This window comes from Maribellus mangrovi, from assembly GCF_037646455.1.
Classification (GTDB): domain Bacteria; phylum Bacteroidota; class Bacteroidia; order Bacteroidales; family Prolixibacteraceae; genus Draconibacterium; species Draconibacterium mangrovi_A.
Genome location: NZ_JBBIXN010000001.1, coordinates 593,239 through 610,581, shown reverse-complemented (window position 1 = coordinate 610,581; position 17,343 = coordinate 593,239). Strand labels below are relative to the sequence as shown.

General features: G+C 39.8%; 15 protein-coding genes. 6 read left to right on the top strand and 9 right to left on the bottom strand.

All coding sequences use genetic code 11. The annotated features are described in order from the left end of the window. Positions 1–91 precede the first annotated feature (91 nt). The 3 genes from WFY05_RS02270 (at position 92) to yaaA (ending at position 2,185) form a co-directional block, all read left to right on the top strand. The gene (locus tag WFY05_RS02270; RefSeq protein WP_340111096.1) at positions 92–907 is read left to right on the top strand and encodes a ZIP family metal transporter; all 816 of its coding nucleotides are present in this window, start codon (positions 92–94) and stop codon (positions 905–907) included. 90 nt (positions 908–997) lie between these two features. Continuing rightward, positions 998–1,393 carry a DUF302 domain-containing protein gene (locus WFY05_RS02265; RefSeq protein WP_340111095.1) on the top strand — a complete coding sequence of 132 codons (396 nt, stop codon included), beginning with the start codon at positions 998–1,000 and terminating at the stop codon, positions 1,391–1,393. Between the two features lie 21 nt (positions 1,394–1,414). Beyond that, entirely contained in the window at positions 1,415–2,185 is a 771-nt protein-coding gene (gene yaaA / locus WFY05_RS02260) for a peroxide stress protein YaaA (protein WP_340111094.1), read from the top strand. Positions 2,186–2,257: 72 nt separating this feature from the next. On the opposite strand, the gene WFY05_RS02255 is transcribed toward yaaA, so the two are convergent. From WFY05_RS02255 to bamJ (WFY05_RS02245), 3 genes are all read right to left on the bottom strand, one after another. Further along, positions 2,258–2,629 carry a DUF3127 domain-containing protein gene (locus WFY05_RS02255; RefSeq protein WP_340111093.1) on the bottom strand — a complete coding sequence of 124 codons (372 nt, stop codon included), beginning with the start codon at positions 2,627–2,629 and terminating at the stop codon, positions 2,258–2,260. Positions 2,630–2,738: 109 nt separating this feature from the next. Next, the gene (gene bamJ, locus WFY05_RS02250) at positions 2,739–3,452 is read right to left on the bottom strand and encodes a BamJ family beta-barrel-assembly machinery protein (protein ID WP_367575977.1); all 714 of its coding nucleotides are present in this window, start codon (positions 3,450–3,452) and stop codon (positions 2,739–2,741) included. Between the two features lie 44 nt (positions 3,453–3,496). Then, positions 3,497–4,108: a BamJ family beta-barrel-assembly machinery protein gene (gene bamJ / locus WFY05_RS02245; RefSeq protein WP_340111092.1), complete on the bottom strand. Its 612-nt coding sequence runs from the start codon at positions 4,106–4,108 to the stop codon at positions 3,497–3,499. Between the two features lie 251 nt (positions 4,109–4,359). Here bamJ (WFY05_RS02245) and WFY05_RS02240 point away from each other — a divergent pair, with 251 nt between their 5' ends. Further along, positions 4,360–5,604, top strand: a complete 1,245-nt coding sequence (locus WFY05_RS02240; protein ID WP_340111091.1) for an ABC transporter permease — start codon at positions 4,360–4,362, stop codon at positions 5,602–5,604. Between the two features lie 126 nt (positions 5,605–5,730). On the opposite strand, the gene gap is transcribed toward WFY05_RS02240, so the two are convergent. Together gap and WFY05_RS02230 are read right to left on the bottom strand one after the other, a co-directional pair. Next, entirely contained in the window at positions 5,731–6,732 is a 1,002-nt protein-coding gene (gene gap / locus WFY05_RS02235; protein WP_340111090.1) for a type I glyceraldehyde-3-phosphate dehydrogenase, read from the bottom strand. A gap of 366 nt (positions 6,733–7,098) precedes the next feature. Then, complete coding sequence (locus WFY05_RS02230) at positions 7,099–7,323, bottom strand: hypothetical protein (RefSeq protein ID WP_340111089.1); 225 nt, start codon at positions 7,321–7,323, stop codon at positions 7,099–7,101. Positions 7,324–7,815: 492 nt separating this feature from the next. Here WFY05_RS02230 and WFY05_RS02225 point away from each other — a divergent pair, with 492 nt between their 5' ends. Both WFY05_RS02225 and WFY05_RS02220 read left to right on the top strand, forming a co-directional pair. After that, on the top strand, positions 7,816–13,185 hold the full coding sequence (locus WFY05_RS02225) for a T9SS type A sorting domain-containing protein (RefSeq protein WP_340112262.1): 5,370 nt from the start codon (positions 7,816–7,818) through the stop codon (positions 13,183–13,185). Positions 13,186–13,261: 76 nt separating this feature from the next. Beyond that, complete coding sequence (locus tag WFY05_RS02220) at positions 13,262–14,005, top strand: nitroreductase family protein (RefSeq protein WP_340111088.1); 744 nt, start codon at positions 13,262–13,264, stop codon at positions 14,003–14,005. A 5-nt stretch (positions 14,006–14,010) separates the two neighbouring features. Here WFY05_RS02220 and WFY05_RS02215 read toward each other — a convergent pair whose 3' ends face one another. Genes WFY05_RS02215 through WFY05_RS02200 form a run of 4 tightly spaced genes read right to left on the bottom strand, consistent with a single transcriptional unit; the run spans position 14,011 to position 17,304 of the window. Beyond that, positions 14,011–14,733 (bottom strand): LytR/AlgR family response regulator transcription factor, encoded by a 723-nt coding sequence (locus WFY05_RS02215; RefSeq protein ID WP_340111087.1) that lies wholly within the window; start codon positions 14,731–14,733, stop codon positions 14,011–14,013. A gap of 18 nt (positions 14,734–14,751) precedes the next feature. Continuing rightward, positions 14,752–15,804, bottom strand: a complete 1,053-nt coding sequence (locus WFY05_RS02210; RefSeq protein ID WP_340111086.1) for a sensor histidine kinase — start codon at positions 15,802–15,804, stop codon at positions 14,752–14,754. Next, a complete protein-coding gene (locus WFY05_RS02205) occupies positions 15,805–16,515 on the bottom strand; it encodes a glycosyltransferase (protein WP_340111085.1) in 711 nt (236 codons plus the stop codon). It abuts the gene before it with no gap. Positions 16,516–16,554: 39 nt separating this feature from the next. After that, positions 16,555–17,304, bottom strand: a complete 750-nt coding sequence (locus tag WFY05_RS02200; protein ID WP_340111084.1) for an SDR family NAD(P)-dependent oxidoreductase — start codon at positions 17,302–17,304, stop codon at positions 16,555–16,557. Positions 17,305–17,343 lie beyond the last annotated feature (39 nt).

Here is a 17,343-nt window from a genome sequence, read left to right as displayed (position 1 = left end):
TGAAAAATTGAGTTGTAGTTGCAGAACAGAGAATATTACTGCTACTTTAGTAGAAATGGAACATGTTTCTGCAACATTTAAGTGAAACATTATGTGGATCGACAAATTTCTTGATTATAATCCGGTGCTACTGGCACTCTTTGCCACACTTTTTACCTGGTTTTTGACCGCCTTGGGTGCAGGCATGGTTTTCTTTTTTAAATCGATTAAGAAAACGGTGCTGAACTCAATGCTGGGTTTTGCTTCAGGAGTAATGATTGCTGCCAGTTTTTGGTCGTTATTGAATCCCGCAATAGAAATGGCAGAGGGCGGCCCTGTTCCTTCATGGGTGCCGGCTGTGGTTGGTTTTTTAGCGGGTGGCGCATTCTTGTTGCTGGTCGATAAAACGCTGCCTCACCTCCATTTAGGATTACCACGTGATAAAGCCGAAGGAATTTCAACTTCGTGGAAAAGAAGTGTGTTACTGGTCCTGGCCATTACCCTGCACAACATTCCTGAAGGTTTGGCAGTAGGGGTAGCTTTTGGAGCATTGGCCAATAATCCTGATCCGGCAATGTTAGCGGGTGCTGTTGCGTTGGCTATGGGTATTGGTTTACAGAACTTTCCTGAAGGAGCTGCTGTTTCTATTCCACTTCGAAGAGAAGGATTTTCAAGGTTAAAAGCTTTTAATTACGGGCAGCTTTCGGGAGTAGTGGAGCCCATTGCAGGTGTGCTGGGAGCATACCTCGTGTTGACCATGGAACCTTTGTTACCCTATGCCCTTTCGTTTGCTGCAGGAGCGATGATTTTTGTGGTCGTAGAAGAACTTATCCCGGAATCACAGACTGGCCTCGAAACCGACCTTTCGACTGTTGGAGCAATTCTTGGATTTGCTACCATGATGCTTCTCGATGTGGCATTGGGCTGATGTGTACAGTAAAATCAAAAAAAATCGGTGTTTTCGACAACCAATTTTAATGCTGAATGTTGTAGTCATAAACTAAAATTTCAAAGAATCATGAAATATTATATGAGTACAAAAGTTCAAAACAAGAACTTTGATGAAACGATTGAATTTGTGGCAGACGAATTGAAAAAAGAGGGATTTGGTGTCCTCACAGAAATCGACGTAAAGGCAACTTTAAAGAAAAAGCTCGATGTTGATTTCAAAAAGTACAAAATATTGGGAGCCTGCAATCCTCATTTTGCTTACAAAGCACTGTCGGCAGAAGATAAGCTTGGTATTTTACTGCCGTGCAATGTGGTAGTAGAAGAGCACGATAACGGCGATGTTGAAGTATCAGCAGTAGATCCAATTGTGTCGATGAGTGGTGTGGAGAACGATAATCTGGAAGAACTGGCCGGCGAGGTGAAAGACAAATTAACCAGAGTGATTAAAAACATCGGTGCCTAAAATCCTGAAAATTTTACTAGCATGTTAATTGTAATATCTCCGGCAAAATCGCTGGATTTTAATACGACTGCACCTACATCAGAATTTAGCATGCCCGAAATGCTTGATGATTCGGAGAAGTTGGTTTCCCGTTTGAAGAAAATGAATCCCAAAAAGTTATCCGTTCTGATGGGAATCTCGGCAAGTTTAGGGCAGTTGAATTATGAACGTTACCAAACCTGGCATCAGCCATTTACTCCTGAAAATGCGAAACAGGCTGTACTTGCTTTCAGTGGCGATGTTTACCAGGGATTGGATGCAAATTCACTCTCCGAAGAGCATTTGCTGAAGTTACAATCGAAATTGCGCATTCTGTCCGGTTTATACGGAGTGTTAAAGCCGCTTGATCTGATTCAACCGTATCGGTTGGAAATGGGGACAAAACTAAAATACCAGCGATCGGACGATTTGTATGCATTCTGGAAAAAGAAAATTACTCCGAAGGTGAAAGAAGCCATAGCTGAATCGGGGAGCAACGTTTTGGTTAACCTGGCCTCGAACGAATATTATAAAAGTATTGAAACTAAAAAACTGGGAGCCGAGATTGTTACTCCGGCGTTTAAGGATATGAAAAACGGTGAGTACAAGATGATATCCTTTTTCGCCAAAAAAGCCAGGGGATTGATGACTCGCTTTATTGTTGAAAACAACATTGAGAAGGTAGAAGATCTGCAGGCTTTTGATGCCGAAGGTTATGGATTTAACCCGCGTTTATCGAAACCTGGTTCACCGGTGTTCACCCGGGATAATTAAATCAACGATATAAAAGAAGCCGGATTTGCACTGCAAATCCGGCTTCTTTTATAGTATGTAACTCTCAATTCTTTAAAACGGCAGGTCGTTTGCTGCATTGTCATCGGGCTCCGGAGGAACATCCTCCATTCTGAATTCCGGTGGAGGTTCCGGGAGATTATTATCTTCACTTACCTGGTCAATCTTCCATGCAGTGGCATTGGTAAACCAGCGGCCGTTGTATTCTCGCGATTCGAGGTTAAAAGAAACTTCAACTTCTTGTCCCTGAGCAATGTCGCTGACCATGTCAACTTTATCGCCAAAAAGTGTAAAGCATACTTTTCGTGGAAATTGTTCATCGGTTTCTATTACAAAATCCTGTTTTTTCCACTCTTTCCCGGCGCGACTAACACCTGATTGTGGTTCTAAAATTTGGTCTATCTTTCCTTTTACACTTAAAGCCATTCCTGATATTCTGTTTTAGTTTCTGCCAAAAGTAAAAAAAAGAAACCCTTTGCCTGAATGAGACAAAGGGTTTTTTTCAACAAGTGATAAACTCTATGACTGAACTTGATTATTTGTTGTCGTCTTTTACGATTTCAAGCAATTCAACCTCAAAAATGAGCGTTGAATTCGGGCCGATGTCGCCACCGGCACCACGTGGTCCGTAAGCAAGATCAGAAGGAACGTAAATCTTCCATTTCGATCCAACGGGCATCAGTTGTAAGGCTTCTGACCAACCTTTAATTACACGGTTTACGCCGAAAACTGCAGGTTCGCCATCTTCAACTGAGCTGTCGAAGACGGTTCCGTCGATTAAAGTCCCGTGGTAATGAACACGAACCTGATCGGTAGCTTTTGGTTTCTCACCGTCGCCTTCAACGAGGATTTCGTATTGCAGGCCGCTTTCAGTAGTGTGCACACCTTCGCGAGCTTTATTTTCTTCCAGGAATTTATTGCCTTCCTCGAGGTTGGCTTGTGCTTCTCTTTCACTGGCTTCGGTAAAGAATTTTTGGATCATTGCGTTGGCTTCTTCCGGAGTCATTTTGGTTTCTTCTCCTAAAGAAGTTGAACGAAATGCATCTGCCATTACTTCAATGTTCATTTCGTCGTTTCCGGGTGCATTTTCAAGTTGCTGGTTGTTGTTTGTTCCAACCAAAACTCCAATGGCATAACTTACAGAATCGATTTCTGTTTCCATTTTTGCACTCGACGAACCGCCTTGCTGGCAAGAAGCTGCTGCGATTACTAAAGCAGCTACAAAAAGATAAAGAATACTGTTTTTCATCTCTTAAATTTTTTACAATACACTAAGTGTTGATTATTTTGTTTTTATAAAATGTCTAGAAGTTCAACTTCGAAAACAAGGGTAGAATTCGGACCAATTGCTCCGCCGGCTCCGCGGTTTCCGTAAGCAAGTTCTGATGGTACATAAAGTTTCCATTTCGATCCTACCGACATCAGTTGAAGCGCTTCAACCCAGCCCTGAATAACACCGTTTACCGGGAATGTTGCCGGCTCTCCACGTTGTACAGAACTATCAAAAACGGTACCGTTGATCAAGGTTCCGTGGTAGTGACATTTTACCTGATCGTTTACGGTTGGCATTTCGCCATCGCCTTCTTTTAAAATTTCATACTGTAATCCACTTGGCAATTCGGTTACTTCATCTTTTTTAGCGTTTTCTGCTAAAAATGCCAATCCCTCTTCCAGATTTTTAGCTGCATCACCATCCTGGCTTTGTGCCATAAAAGCTTCCAGGATTTGGTTAGCCTCTTCAGGTGAAACCTGTGGTTCAACGCCGGCAAACACATCTTTCAACGCCGAAATGAAGGCATCAGGATGTATTTGTTTTACTCCCGACTGAATGAGGTTGGCCGAAATACTAAGGCCGAGTGCATAACTAAATTTCTCTAAATCATTACTCAAATTAATCTTTGCCATATCTTTTTTTCAGATTAGGTGTGCGAAGATAAAGTAAATTTTTAGTAATTAAGAGATTAACACTTTTTAATTTGGACAGACTTCCGGAAATCCCGGCATACCTTATTTTGGGCGTAATATTTTGTGCACTTAACATACCAATGAAATGACGAACTATTCCAGGTAAAAACAGATCTTGGAAACATTTGGAAGAAATAGCTAGTCAGGCAACGAAAAGATTTATATTTTTAAACGAAAACTATCAACTGCCAATGCGTCAGACAACCTTATTTGCCGAAAATATCAGAATAGCTTTACTCTCGATAAGAAGTAATTTACTACGCACCATACTTACGGTTCTGATTATAGCCATTGGAATTACAGCTTTGGTAGGAATACTTACAGCTATCGATTCGATAAAAAATTCGATAACCAGCGAATTTGCTTTTATGGGTGCCAATACTTTTTCCATATCCAGTGGAGGATTAAAAGTGCAGGGCAACATTCGTTACCGCACAAAAAATTACGATTATATTTCGTACTACCAGGCAAAAGAATTTAAGGAAGAATATGGATTCCCGGGATTAACATCAATTTCGGTAAGTTGCACAGGTACTGCAACATTGAAATACGGTTCGGAGAAAACCAATCCAAACATTTCAGTAAATGGTATCGATGAGAATTATCTGTCAACTTCAGGCTACAAAATCGATAAGGGAAGAAGCATAAGCATTCATGATATTGAAGGGGGACGAAACGTTACTCTGCTGGGCAGTGCCATTGCAAAACGACTATTTAAGAACGGTGAAAATCCGCTTAACAAGGTCATTAGCATTGGTGGAGGGAAGTACAAAGTTATTGGTGTGCTGGCTTCGAAGGGGAGTGGATTTGGAATGAACAACGACATGATTTGTTTTATACCTTATTCCAATGCACGGACTTATTTTTCGCGACCCAATATGAATTTTGGAATCCAGGTGAAAGTCATCCAGCCCAAAATGATGGATGCGGCAACTGGTCAGGCCGAAGCAACTTTTAGGAATGTAAGAAACCTGGAACCGCTTGATGATTCCGATTTCAACATCGAAAAAAGCGATAACCTGGCGAATCTGTTAATTCAGAATATAAAAAATGTAACGATGGTAGCCACCATAATTGGATTGATCACTTTATTTGGTGCTGCGGTGGGATTAATGAATATTATGCTGGTTTCGGTGACCGAACGTACACGCGAAATTGGCGTGCGAAAAGCCATTGGTGCCAAAGGAAGAACTGTTCGTCAGCAATTTTTAGTTGAAGCAATTGTTGTTGGACAGATTGGTGGTTTTGTCGGAATTATTTTTGGAATACTGGTTGGCAACGTGGTTTCTTCCATTGTCGGATCATCATTTATCGTTCCCTGGACCTGGATCATGCTTGGTGTGTTCCTTTGTTTCATTGTTGGGATCATTTCGGGGTACTATCCGGCTCAGAAAGCCGCAAAACTCGATGCGATCGAGTCGCTACGTTATGAATAGAGGAGATTTCTGTGTTTAGAGTTCAGGGTTAATGTTCAAGTTTTAAGATTCATGAATCGAGTATTCGGAATTAAGCATAAAAAAAGGGAACCTTTCGATTCCCTTTCTATACATTATATACGTAAATTATTTTACTGATTCCATGTACATGATCAGTTCGCAAACTTTTGCTGAATAACCCATTTCGTTGTCGTACCATGATACAACTTTTACGAATTTGTCGGTTAATGCAATACCGGCTTTAGCATCGAAGATTGAGGTACGAGTGTCGCCAACGAAGTCGTTAGAAACAACCATATCTTCAGTGTAACCAAGTACACCGGCCAACTCACCTTCTGAAGCAGCTTTCATAGCAGCACAGATTTCATCGTAAGTAGCAGCTTTTGCCAGGTTCACTGTCAAGTCAACAACTGATACGTCAGGAGTTGGAACACGGAAAGCCATACCTGTCAATTTTCCGTTCAATTCAGGAATAACTTTACCTACGGCTTTAGCAGCACCGGTTGAAGATGGGATGATATTCTGACCAGCACCACGTCCACCACGCCAGTCTTTCATAGAAGGACCGTCAACAGTTTTCTGAGTAGCAGTAGTTGCGTGAACTGTAGTCATCAGACCTTCAGTAATACCAAAGTTGTCGTTTAATACTTTAGCTACAGGAGCCAGACAGTTGGTCGTACATGAAGCGTTTGAAACGAATGTCATGTCGTTGGTGTATTTGTCGTTGTTTACACCCATAACGAACATTGGAGTATCGTCTTTTGAAGGAGCAGACATTACAACTTTTTTCGCACCTGCGTCGATGTGACCCTGAGCTTTTTCTTTAGTTAAGAAAAGACCGGTTGATTCAACAACATAGTCGGCACCTACAGCACCCCAGTTGATGTCGGCTGGATTTCTTTCTGCAGTAACACGGATTTCGTCACCGTTAACAATAAGTTTACCGTCTTTAACTTCAACTGTTCCGTCGAATTGACCGTGAGTTGAATCGTACTTTAACATATAAGCCATGTAGTCAACGTCGATAAGGTCGTTGATAGCTACAACCTGAATGGTTCCTTTGGCAACTGCCTGACGGAAAACAAAACGTCCGATTCTTCCGAATCCGTTAATACCTATTTTAATCATAGTTGAGAAAGTTTTTAATTATTGTATAAAATTTATTTAAGTCGTGCTGATCAGGTTAAAACCCTGATTTCTAAAAGCCACACAAAGTAAGTACATTTTAAGTATTGAGTCAAGCGGCAAAAGTTTTTTCATTCTAACCTTAATAATTAATTAAAGTCTTTAGCTTGTCATATCTCGTTTAATCACGGGCTAATGCCGGTTTTTGCGAAAATATTCAATTCTCAAAGGGTGAAAATCGGTATAAAAAACAGAAAATGAATAAGATGATGTTAAATTCGGTGTTTGTAGTTTTGTGCCATCTGGGAGGAAATGCCTGTGTTGGCCGCTTTCCAGCACATATTTTCCAAAAAAAACAAATTGATAAGATTAGGGGGCGAGGAGTTTTGCCTCCGGACTATCGGTAAGAGTTTGTTCGTAATTGATGTTAGCAAGTGCTTCCGGTTCTGATTTCACATCCTTATTAATAATGGTATGATCTTCGCTGTAAGCCGGACATTTACAAGTTCGGCATGAAACACTTGACAAAACCGCAAGAGTGAGCGCCAGGTAACACATTACTTGTTTATTTCTTATTTTGTCCCAGTACATCATGGTTATTAACAGTTAACTTAATGTGACACGCATTTTGGGTTCTAAAGTGTTAATAAATACGGTGTTTTTAAGTATTCTAAATTAATCATTATTAATTCAAACGTGAAGCAATAAAAAAAAGTGTTAACATTCGTTATTATTTAAAAAAATAGTTTAAAATTGTAACTTGAATTGATAATTTACAGAACCGGAAGCTAAAAAACACGACGATATTTGGTAAAATGCTCCAAAGTGCAGGATTTATTAGAACACCGGACTGTTGAAAACATTAGATAAAACATTGCATTTTATGCAACATATATTTTGTACATTGATGCAAATTTTTATACGTTTGTACAGTTTACTGTAGGGATACAGGGACGATTAGACAAAATTAAATCTGGCGAATGATTAAAGAATTAAATAAATTAAAATCAATCAATCAATTAAGTTCAATTTAAAAGAAATGCTATGAGAAAAATGTTTACAAAGCTTTTCGGCTTAACGTTGCTCGTGTATTTGGTTAGTTCGTTTACTGTGGCTCAGGCCCAGTGCGATGTTACCTTATCAGCGGATGACGTTGTGCTGCTTACCGACATTAGCACAATTTGCGAAGGATCCGTTGTGCAATATGCGGTTATCGGACATGAATCCGACAGTACGTATTATTCGTTTAATGGTGTTGGTGACACAACCGCAGCAGGCTTCGATCCGGTGAATACCTTCACTACAATTGAAGGTCGACCTTTTGTTGTGCAGGTTAGACTGGGGATGGATTGTTATTCGAATGTTTTGAATTATACTCCGACTGACTCAGTTGTCTCTATGTCACTGGATACACTTTTGGTTACTCAACCCAGATGTTGGGATGACGATGGAGAAATCACTGTTGTAGTTAGCGGAACAGAGAATTTCGTAACACATGCTGTGCTTGACGGACCTAACTGGCACGGTATTAATTACGAGGGCTATCCGGAGTATGATGAAGTGCATTTCGTGGGTATTCCCGGTGAGAAATATTACATCGGTGTGAAATCGGAAAATTGTGACCATACATTATGGGACTCAGTTACCATGAATAATTCACCTGCCCCAGTCATTATTGACAGCATTTATGTAGCTGCAGATGATTCTATTGAATGTCCGGGAGGATTAGGAACAATTACTGTATTAGTAGATACTACTACAGGCATTCCTTACGCTGGAAACGAATATATGGTAACTATTGAAGATTCTTCAAAAATGACTGTTGATGGAGTAGCTACCTTTATGATGCCAGCTGGCGAATATTGGGCGACTGCTGCAGATAGCATGGGATGTGATGTTGTTTCAGACAGTTCGGCTGTTTTAGTTGATCCGGCCGAAATTACTTTTGATATTTCATTAGATGATATAGCTTGTGCAGATTCAACTGACGGTGCCATTTATGTGCATGATTTTGTAGGTGACGCTGATTCAGTATATCTTTCTTATTTTGGTGCTGATACAATGTTAGCAGTGGCTGAAATACCTGCCAATGATACGGTTGCCTTTATGGATCTTATGGTAGGTTATTACAGTGTTTGGGTTGGTTACGCAAATGGGTGTGATCCGGAAGCGTATGATAATCCCAATAGTACCGGTAACGTAATTAGCCTTCAGGCACCAACAGGTATCGATCTGGTTGTAGATGTTGATACAGCTGTATGCTTGGGTGATAGTTCTGTTATCACAGCAAGTGCAACTGGCGGTTCAGGGGACTACATGTTTAAAGTGGAAACTCTTGGGGGTACAGATATTTCAGGAGGTTATACTACTACTTCAAGCTGGACTGTAGGTGCCGATACTTTCCTTGTTTATGTACAAGATGACGGAGGTTGTGAAATTCAATATGAAACTCCTATTGCATTAGTAAATCCTGACTCGGTTTCAATTGATGATGTGGATACTATTTCGCCAACTTGCCCTGGTGGAAATGATGGTGTAATTAATATAACAGCATCTGGTGGTGTTGGAACATTATGGTATTCTTTGGACAGCGTTTCATGGAAACAAAATAACATCTTTGCTGTATTTGCCGGTGATTACACGGTTTACGTAAAAACCGATGAATGTGACAATGATGTAGAAATGATGGACGTTACTGTTCCAGCTCTCGATACAAATGTTATTGAAATTGTTGGGATCGACTCTATCGAATGTAATAATGCAGGCAATGGTGCTATCCGTGTTGAGGTAACATCATGGGCTCAACAAGCTGACGAAGATCGTGATGTAAAAGTATATTATTCTACTGATCCAGCAGATGTATATGTTTCTGGGACGGAAATGGATGAAGCAGGTTCAGGATTTGAGGCTGTTGATCTGGAAGCTGGAACATATTACATTTGGGCGCAAGACGCAATGGGATGTGTATTTGATGCATGTGCTTGTGGTACACCGGATACTCTGATGGCAGTTATCACTGAAGCCGATCCATTAACCGTTTCAGGTGCTGTTACAGGTGATGCAAGCTGCTATGGAAACTACGACGGTGTGATGACAATATACGGTACAGAAGGTATTACTCATTACGGTCATGCAAATACATTACAAGCTGCTACTAATCTTCCTGATGGTGCATTTACAGAATGGCCAATGGGTGCTGATTCAGTAAATATACAGGTTGGAAAAGGAACATATTACGTAGTTGTTAAAAATGAAGGTTGTGAAGAAAAAGCTATCGATGGACCTTTCGTTGTTGATGGTCTTGATCCTGTTGAAATTGCCGCTGAACCAGTTATGGTTACCGGAATTGACTGTTACGGTGATACAGCCGGCTATATTGAAGTAGCTGCTGCTACCGGAGGATCGGAAGATCTCGTTTATACTTTGCAACAAGTGGTTGATGGAATGTGGGCTGATGTTGACGGATACGTTGAAGTTCAGACAACCATGTTCGAAAATCTTCCTGCTGATACATTCAAAGTTGTTGTTTCTGACCTGGTAGGTGGATGCGACGGCGATGAAACTGATAGTATTTTCGTTGACGGACCTGCTATGGGTGTAAGCTTCACAGCGACTCCAACTGACATTACCTGTTTTGGTGCCAGTGATGGTACTATTACAGTGAAAGCTGAAGGTGGTGTTGGCGGTTACGAATTCAAAATAGGATCTACTAACTGGCGTAATTTCCCTGAAGGATCAGATACCAAAGTTATTGTTGTAACAGAGCCAGGAACTTACACCGTGTGGGTTAGAGATTCAATCGCATGTCCTACAGAAGGACAGGAATTCACAATTAACGAACCTTCAGAAATTATGCTTGCCGTTGAAACAACTGATGTTACAGCTGGTTCTTGTGCTGCTCCTGACGGTGTAATTGATGTGACCGTTTATGGTGGAAATACAGATACCTTTGATATTTATATCCCGGGATTAGATACTGCTTACATGGTAACAGATAGTGCCGAAACTTTCACCGGAGTTCCATCAGGTACATATAATGTGTACGCTGTTGAATATGGTGTAGCCGGAAATGGATGCTATAAAATGGAAGAAGTTACCATTGGAAATCCTGATTCATTAATGGCTGTTGCTACCGTTCTTGATTCTGTATCCTGCTTCGGTTCAGATGGCGGAGATATATTAGTAGAAGTAAGTGGCGGTAACCCTGATTATCTCGTTGAATTAGACAACGGAATGGCAAAAGATTCGTTAATGGGTGACAGTGTAGTATTTGAGAACTTATTAGCAGGTAGTTATACTATTACCGTTTTTGATGCGGATTCTTGTTACGTAGTTCTGGGTGAGGTAACTATTGCTCAGCCTGATTCTATTACACTTAACGCAACATTTATTTCAGATATTACTTGTGATACTGAAGGACAATTCTCCGTTCAGGCAGATGGAGGTTCAGGTGATTTCATCTACTATGCTGAATTATCTCAACTTCCGGAACATATCATTGTTCCTGATCCTGACTCATCAAGTTTATGGCAGGCAGACAGTATATTCTCTGTAACTGAAGCCGGTACATATATTGTTTGGGTATACGACCGTGTAAATGGTTGTCTGATTGGAGGTGAAGATTGGAATGGTGAGCCGGTTAATGAATGGCGCGTAAAAATTGCCGAACCAGATACTAAAGTTACTGTTAAAGCTGAGGTTGTTGGTAACACTGAATGTTACGGTGCAACTTTCGATATTATTGTACCGGCTGACAGTGTTGTGGTTGTAGTAGATGGAGATACTTTGCCAGATCCTGAATATACTGTTATGATTGATACTGTTGCAAACGATACATTATCAGGAGTTGGTCCTGGTACTTATGTTGTTGTAGTTACTTACGAAGGATGTGTAGGTACAGATACAGTAGTAATTGACGAACAGGAAGTATTCGAAGTAGTACTTGATAAAGGTGATGGTGAATTCTCTTGTCCTGATGTTGTGGAAGGTTATCTTGAAGCGACAGTTGTATCGGGTGGTGGAGATACACTCGAATACCAATTATGGCAAGATGGTGCTTTGAAAACTGACTATCAACCTGAGAACTCGTTCTTAGTAAAAATAAATCACGATTATGTAGTTGTCGTTAAGGATGAAAACGGATGTACTGATACTTCCAATGTAATGGTACTTGATCCGGTTGACGAAGCTGCATTCGCAATCAAAGATGTAACTTGTTACGATGACACGTTAGCTTCTGCTAAAGTTATGGTATCTGGTGAAGAAGGTCGTATGTTCAAACTGCACTGGAATGAAATGGAAACCAGTGATATGGGTGTAACTGAGTTCTTCATGGGTGACACTATTCTTTCTCAATTCTTCGAATTTGATGAAAAGGATGTCATTGACAGACACTATGAAATGTGGGTAGAAGACAGCGAAGGTTGTATGTCTGTTATGGATACACTTACATTCAAGCGTGTTGACGGACCATTACAGGTGGTTAACGTAACCGATACTGTAGGAGAATGTGCAACTACATTTACTTTCGAAATTGCAGGTGGTACCGCTCCTTACATGGTAATGGTAGATACTACTGTAATTGCTGATTCAATCGGTTTCTATGAACAGATTACTGTAAACCTTTCAGGAGGTATGCACGATGTATTTGTATTGGATGCTCAGGAATGTGAGTTAGAATACAACTTCGATCTTGAATACGGTACTGTTATGTACGATACTGTGAATATTTATGCTGGTGATACTGCTCACTACATGGAGAATGGTTTAGATACTATGTTAGTTGGAGGAGACTACGAATTCATAATCGATTCAGAAGGATGTACTTCTCAACTGTTCTTAACTGTTATAGAAAGAGAAAAAACAGCACCTGTACTTGACATGGTAAGTCCTACAGATACTATTGAAGATAACCATCCAACTCTTGTAATTACATTTACTGATGAAGTATGGTTCGGTGAAGAAGGATACATTACTATAACCGCAATGGGTGATACTGATCCATCACTTGAAATAATGGTTGACTCTAGTATGGTTATGGGTAATACCGTTACCATTACATACGACTCAACTACTGTTGGTGGATTAGATAAGAACACTGAATACATTGTACAGGTAGATAGTGGAGTGATCATGGGTGACGGTCTTGCATGGGGCGGAATCGCCGACAGCAGCTGGACATTCACAACTGGTCCTGACTTCGCAACTAGTATACCTGGAGAATTAGTAGACATTGACTTCAAAGTTTATCCTAATCCATTCAACAACTTTATCAGAATTGATAATGCTGAAAAACTGAATAGAGTAGTGGTTACTAACATTGCTGGTCAGCGTGTACTTGATGTTGAAAATCCAACTTACGAGATACGTACTGGAAATCTGGTTACCGGCGTTTACGTTGTTACTTTAATTGCTGACGACGAAATCGTTAAATCAGAAAGGATTATTAAAAGGTAATACCGAATTGATTGATTAAAAAGGGGAAGCTTTTAGCTTCCCTTTTTTATTGCTATTTTTCAGAAAATAAGAGAATATGGAACTTCTAAAAAAGCATATAAGCATTCGAAAATTTAAAGAAAAAGCTTTAAGTGAGGAATTATTACAAAGTATACTTTACTCCGGAACCAGAGCTTCTACAACGGGGAATATGCAACTCTACAGCGTTGTAATTAATCGGGAAAAGGATTTACGATCAAAGCTAGCTCCCCTGCATTTTAACCAACCGGTGGCCGTTAAAGCTCCTGTGCTTTTAACCTTTGTGGCAGATTTTAATCGGTTTACTAAATGGTGCCATCAGAATAACGCTGAAGCAGGATATGATAATTTCCTCTCATTTAACAACGCCTTAATTGATGCTACACTTGTTGCACAAAACGTTTGTGTAGCTGCTGAGAATCTTGGATTAGGAGTTTGCTACCTGGGAACAACACTGTATAATGCCGATAAAATTATAGAACTATTGAATTTACCCAAACTAACTTTTCCGGTCACTACTGTAGCGATTGGCTATCCCGATGAAAACCCTGAATTAACAGATCGTATTCCGTTGGAAGGTATTGTACATGAAGAGACCTATTCTGATTATAATTCAGGAACAATTGACCGGTTGTATCACTACAAAGAGACACTCACGTCATCAAAGCAATTCGTTAAAGAAAATTCAAAGGAACATCTTGCTCAGGTATTTACGGATGTAAGGTATAAAAAAGCCGACAATGAATTTTTTTCCAATAAAATGATGGAGGTACTTAAACAACAGGGATTCTTGAAAGAATAGTAGAATTAATCCGCGAGGAAACGATTTATAAATTCTGTAAACTCCGACCTGTAACTGTTTCCAATTGGTAATTTATTACCATTAACCGAAACCATATTTCCCTCAACCGCATCGATTTTATCCAGTGAAATGATGAAGGATTTATGTATACGATGAAAGTATTCGCCGGGTAAAAGATTAATCATTTTTTTCATCGACAGGTTGGTGACAAGTTTGCTATCTTTCAAATGAATCTTGATATAATCCCCAAGTCCTTCAATGTAAAAAATGTCTTCAAACTTTACTTTAAAAGTTTTTTTATTCGACTTAATGAAAAGAAAGTCGCTTGGAGCATTCTCAGGACCTTTAGACTGGCTAGCACTCTTTTGTAACAGCAGTTGTTCCTCAGCCCGGTAATAAGCCTTGCAGAATCGCTCAAACGAGAACGGTTTCTTCAGGTAGTCTATCGCATTAAGTTCAAAACCTTCAAGGGCATATTCCGAGTAGGCAGTAGTAAATATCACCAAAGGTGGATTGTTCAGATTTCTTAGGAAGGAAATACCCGACAACTTAGGCATATTGATGTCCAGAAAAATTAAGTCTATTGATTTTTCCTGCAGTATCTTATGCGCACAAATGGCCTCGTTGCATGTAGCTGCAATAGTGAGGTCAGGAAGCTTAAGCGCGTATTGTTTAATAACATCCTGGGCCAGTGGTTCGTCGTCGATGATTAATGCCTTAATTTCCATTTTGAGAACTTATAGTAGTTAGCGCAATTGCAGGTTTAGTTCAACACAATATACATGGTTATCTTTATTTATGAGCAGGTTGTACTCATTTTTCTTATACAGCAGCGAGAGACGTTGTTTCACATTCTGAATTCCAATTCCGGAATTCTTTTTATTCCACTTAACTTCATCACTAAAATTATTTTCAATTTTAAAATGAAGGTGGGTATCGGTAAATTCAAAACGTATTTTTATGAAATCGTTCTCGGAATTCCCCGGTACTCCGTGTTTAAATGCATTATCAATAAAAGGTTCGAATAAAAGCGGAACAATCTTAGCGTCGGGTACTCTGCCTTCTTTTACATAGACCAACTTTGTATTTTCTGAAATTCTGATTTGTTGTAAGGCAATAAAATTGTCGACAAATTCAATTTCCTTATCCAGCGATATAAAGTTTTCCTTTGATTCGTAAATGATGTGTCGCATAAGATCGGAAAGTTTAAGAATCAAATCAGGTACTTTTTTCGATTGAATAAGAGCCAGCGAATAAATATTATTCAGCGAATTAAAAAGAAAATGTGGATTTAACTGGCCTTTTAAAGTGTTCAATTCTGCCTGAAGTTTTTGCTTTTCAATTTTAGCCAGTTTGTAGTTGAGATCCTGCATGGCGATCCAGTCTTTCACAAACTTTAAAAACGACGAAACAGCCACATAAACCAGGGTCACAATAAAGAAGGCTGAATGAATATTGGCATTAAATGTACTTAGTTGCTCGGAAACATGAAGAACATTTCGGAACGGGTATAAAAGCCCAAACTGCACAAAAAGGCTGGAAGCTGAAATGGTAAGAACCAGCCAGAAAATGTAAAAAATGTAACTTTTCTTTTTCAGCAGTTTCGGGATCAAAACATACAAATTGATGTAAACGCTTATGGCCAATCCTATATTTGTTATAGCGGCTTTGGTAATCAATTCTGCATAGAATACTGTGCTGTACAGATAAAAGATGAACGTAAAAAAAGCAATACTGAATATCCACGAAAAGATATGGCCCAGTACATTGTTTCTTTTATTTAGTAACTTTTCAGGCATTTAAATGCGATCGCGTTTTAAAAATACTTTCTTTAAATAATACAATATCGGATTTTTGTATTTCAGATTTTTCCATGGACGGCTCGAATGAGGTAAGTGTAAAACTTCGACACCTTTTGCCAGGTAATTGTGATAGCCCATTTTTTTCGACTTGTGGCTGATAAAAACATCAAACCAGTCTTTCTTCGAATCCAGAGTTTTAAAACTGAATTCTTTCATAAAATCTTCCGTAATTAATGTACAGCAGAAACTCAGGCTGTGACTGGTATCGACAACTTCGGTACTTTTAATTTTTTCGAAGGTATAAGGGAAATTGTAATTCCCCGTTCGGTCAATTGTAATTGCGCCCACTACTCCTGGATTTGGTTTGTTTTTAGCTAATTTGAACAGCTGAGTAAGGGTATCTTTATTTACAACCACATCGGATTCTACAATAACCAACGGACATTTATTTTTAAGGGCGAGTTCCTGTGCCATTTGCAAAACCAGTTTGTAATTTGGCGAGGGAGTATCGGTAATCTCTTCAAGATGAATAACCTTAAAGTTGTGTTTTTTCGATTGCGTGTCGAGATAAGCTTTGGTTTCGGCCTGGCTAAAGTCGTTGAAAACGATATATTCAAAGTCACCATCGGCCATCATAATGGCTTCAACGGTCAACCTAAAGGTATCGAGCGAATCTTTAACCGGTGTAATAACAATTGCTTCTGGCATTGCTTAATAATTTGGCGATTCAAAGGTACACATTAAAGTTTATTCTTCACGGTTTATTACGCGCGACAACGCCTGTGCGGTTGGCATGATTAATACATCGTCGATATTAACGTGTGCCGGACGCGTAACTATGAAAAGGACAGTTTCTGCTATATCGTTTGCAAAAAGCGGTGTAAATCCCTTGTAAACATCGTCGGCTTTGGATTTATTGCCTTTGAAGCGAACCATCGAAAATTCAGTTTCAACAGCTCCGGGAGCCACAGAACTCACTTTAATTCCGTGCTTCACCAAATCAATGCGCATGCCTCGTGTCAGTCCTTCAACAGCATGCTTGGTGGCACAATAAACGTTACCCATAGCATAGGCTTCTTTTCCGGCAATCGACGATAAGTTGATGATGTGACCACTCCGGCGCTCAACCATAATTGGTGAGACCAGCCGCGTCATGTACAAAAGCCCTTTAATGTTGGTATCTATCATCCTTTCCCAGTCGTCAATATTGCCTTGGTCGATGGTTTCCATACCAACGGCCAGTCCAGCGTTATTGATCAACACATCAATATTTTTCCATTTTTCGGGCAAACTGATAAAGGCTGCTTCTGTGGCTTCTTTATCCTGAATGTCGAAAGCCAAAAGTATGGTCTCGCAATTCAGCTTTTTCTGAAGTTCTTCCAGTCGGTCCTTTCTTCTTCCGGTGAGGATTAAGTCGAAATCGTTTTTCGCCAGAACTTCAGCTGTAGCCTCCCCAATGCCTGAAGTGGCACCGGTTATTAATGCAATACGATTCATGGTGTAAATTTTGAGTATGTGCGAAATTAAAAAAAACAT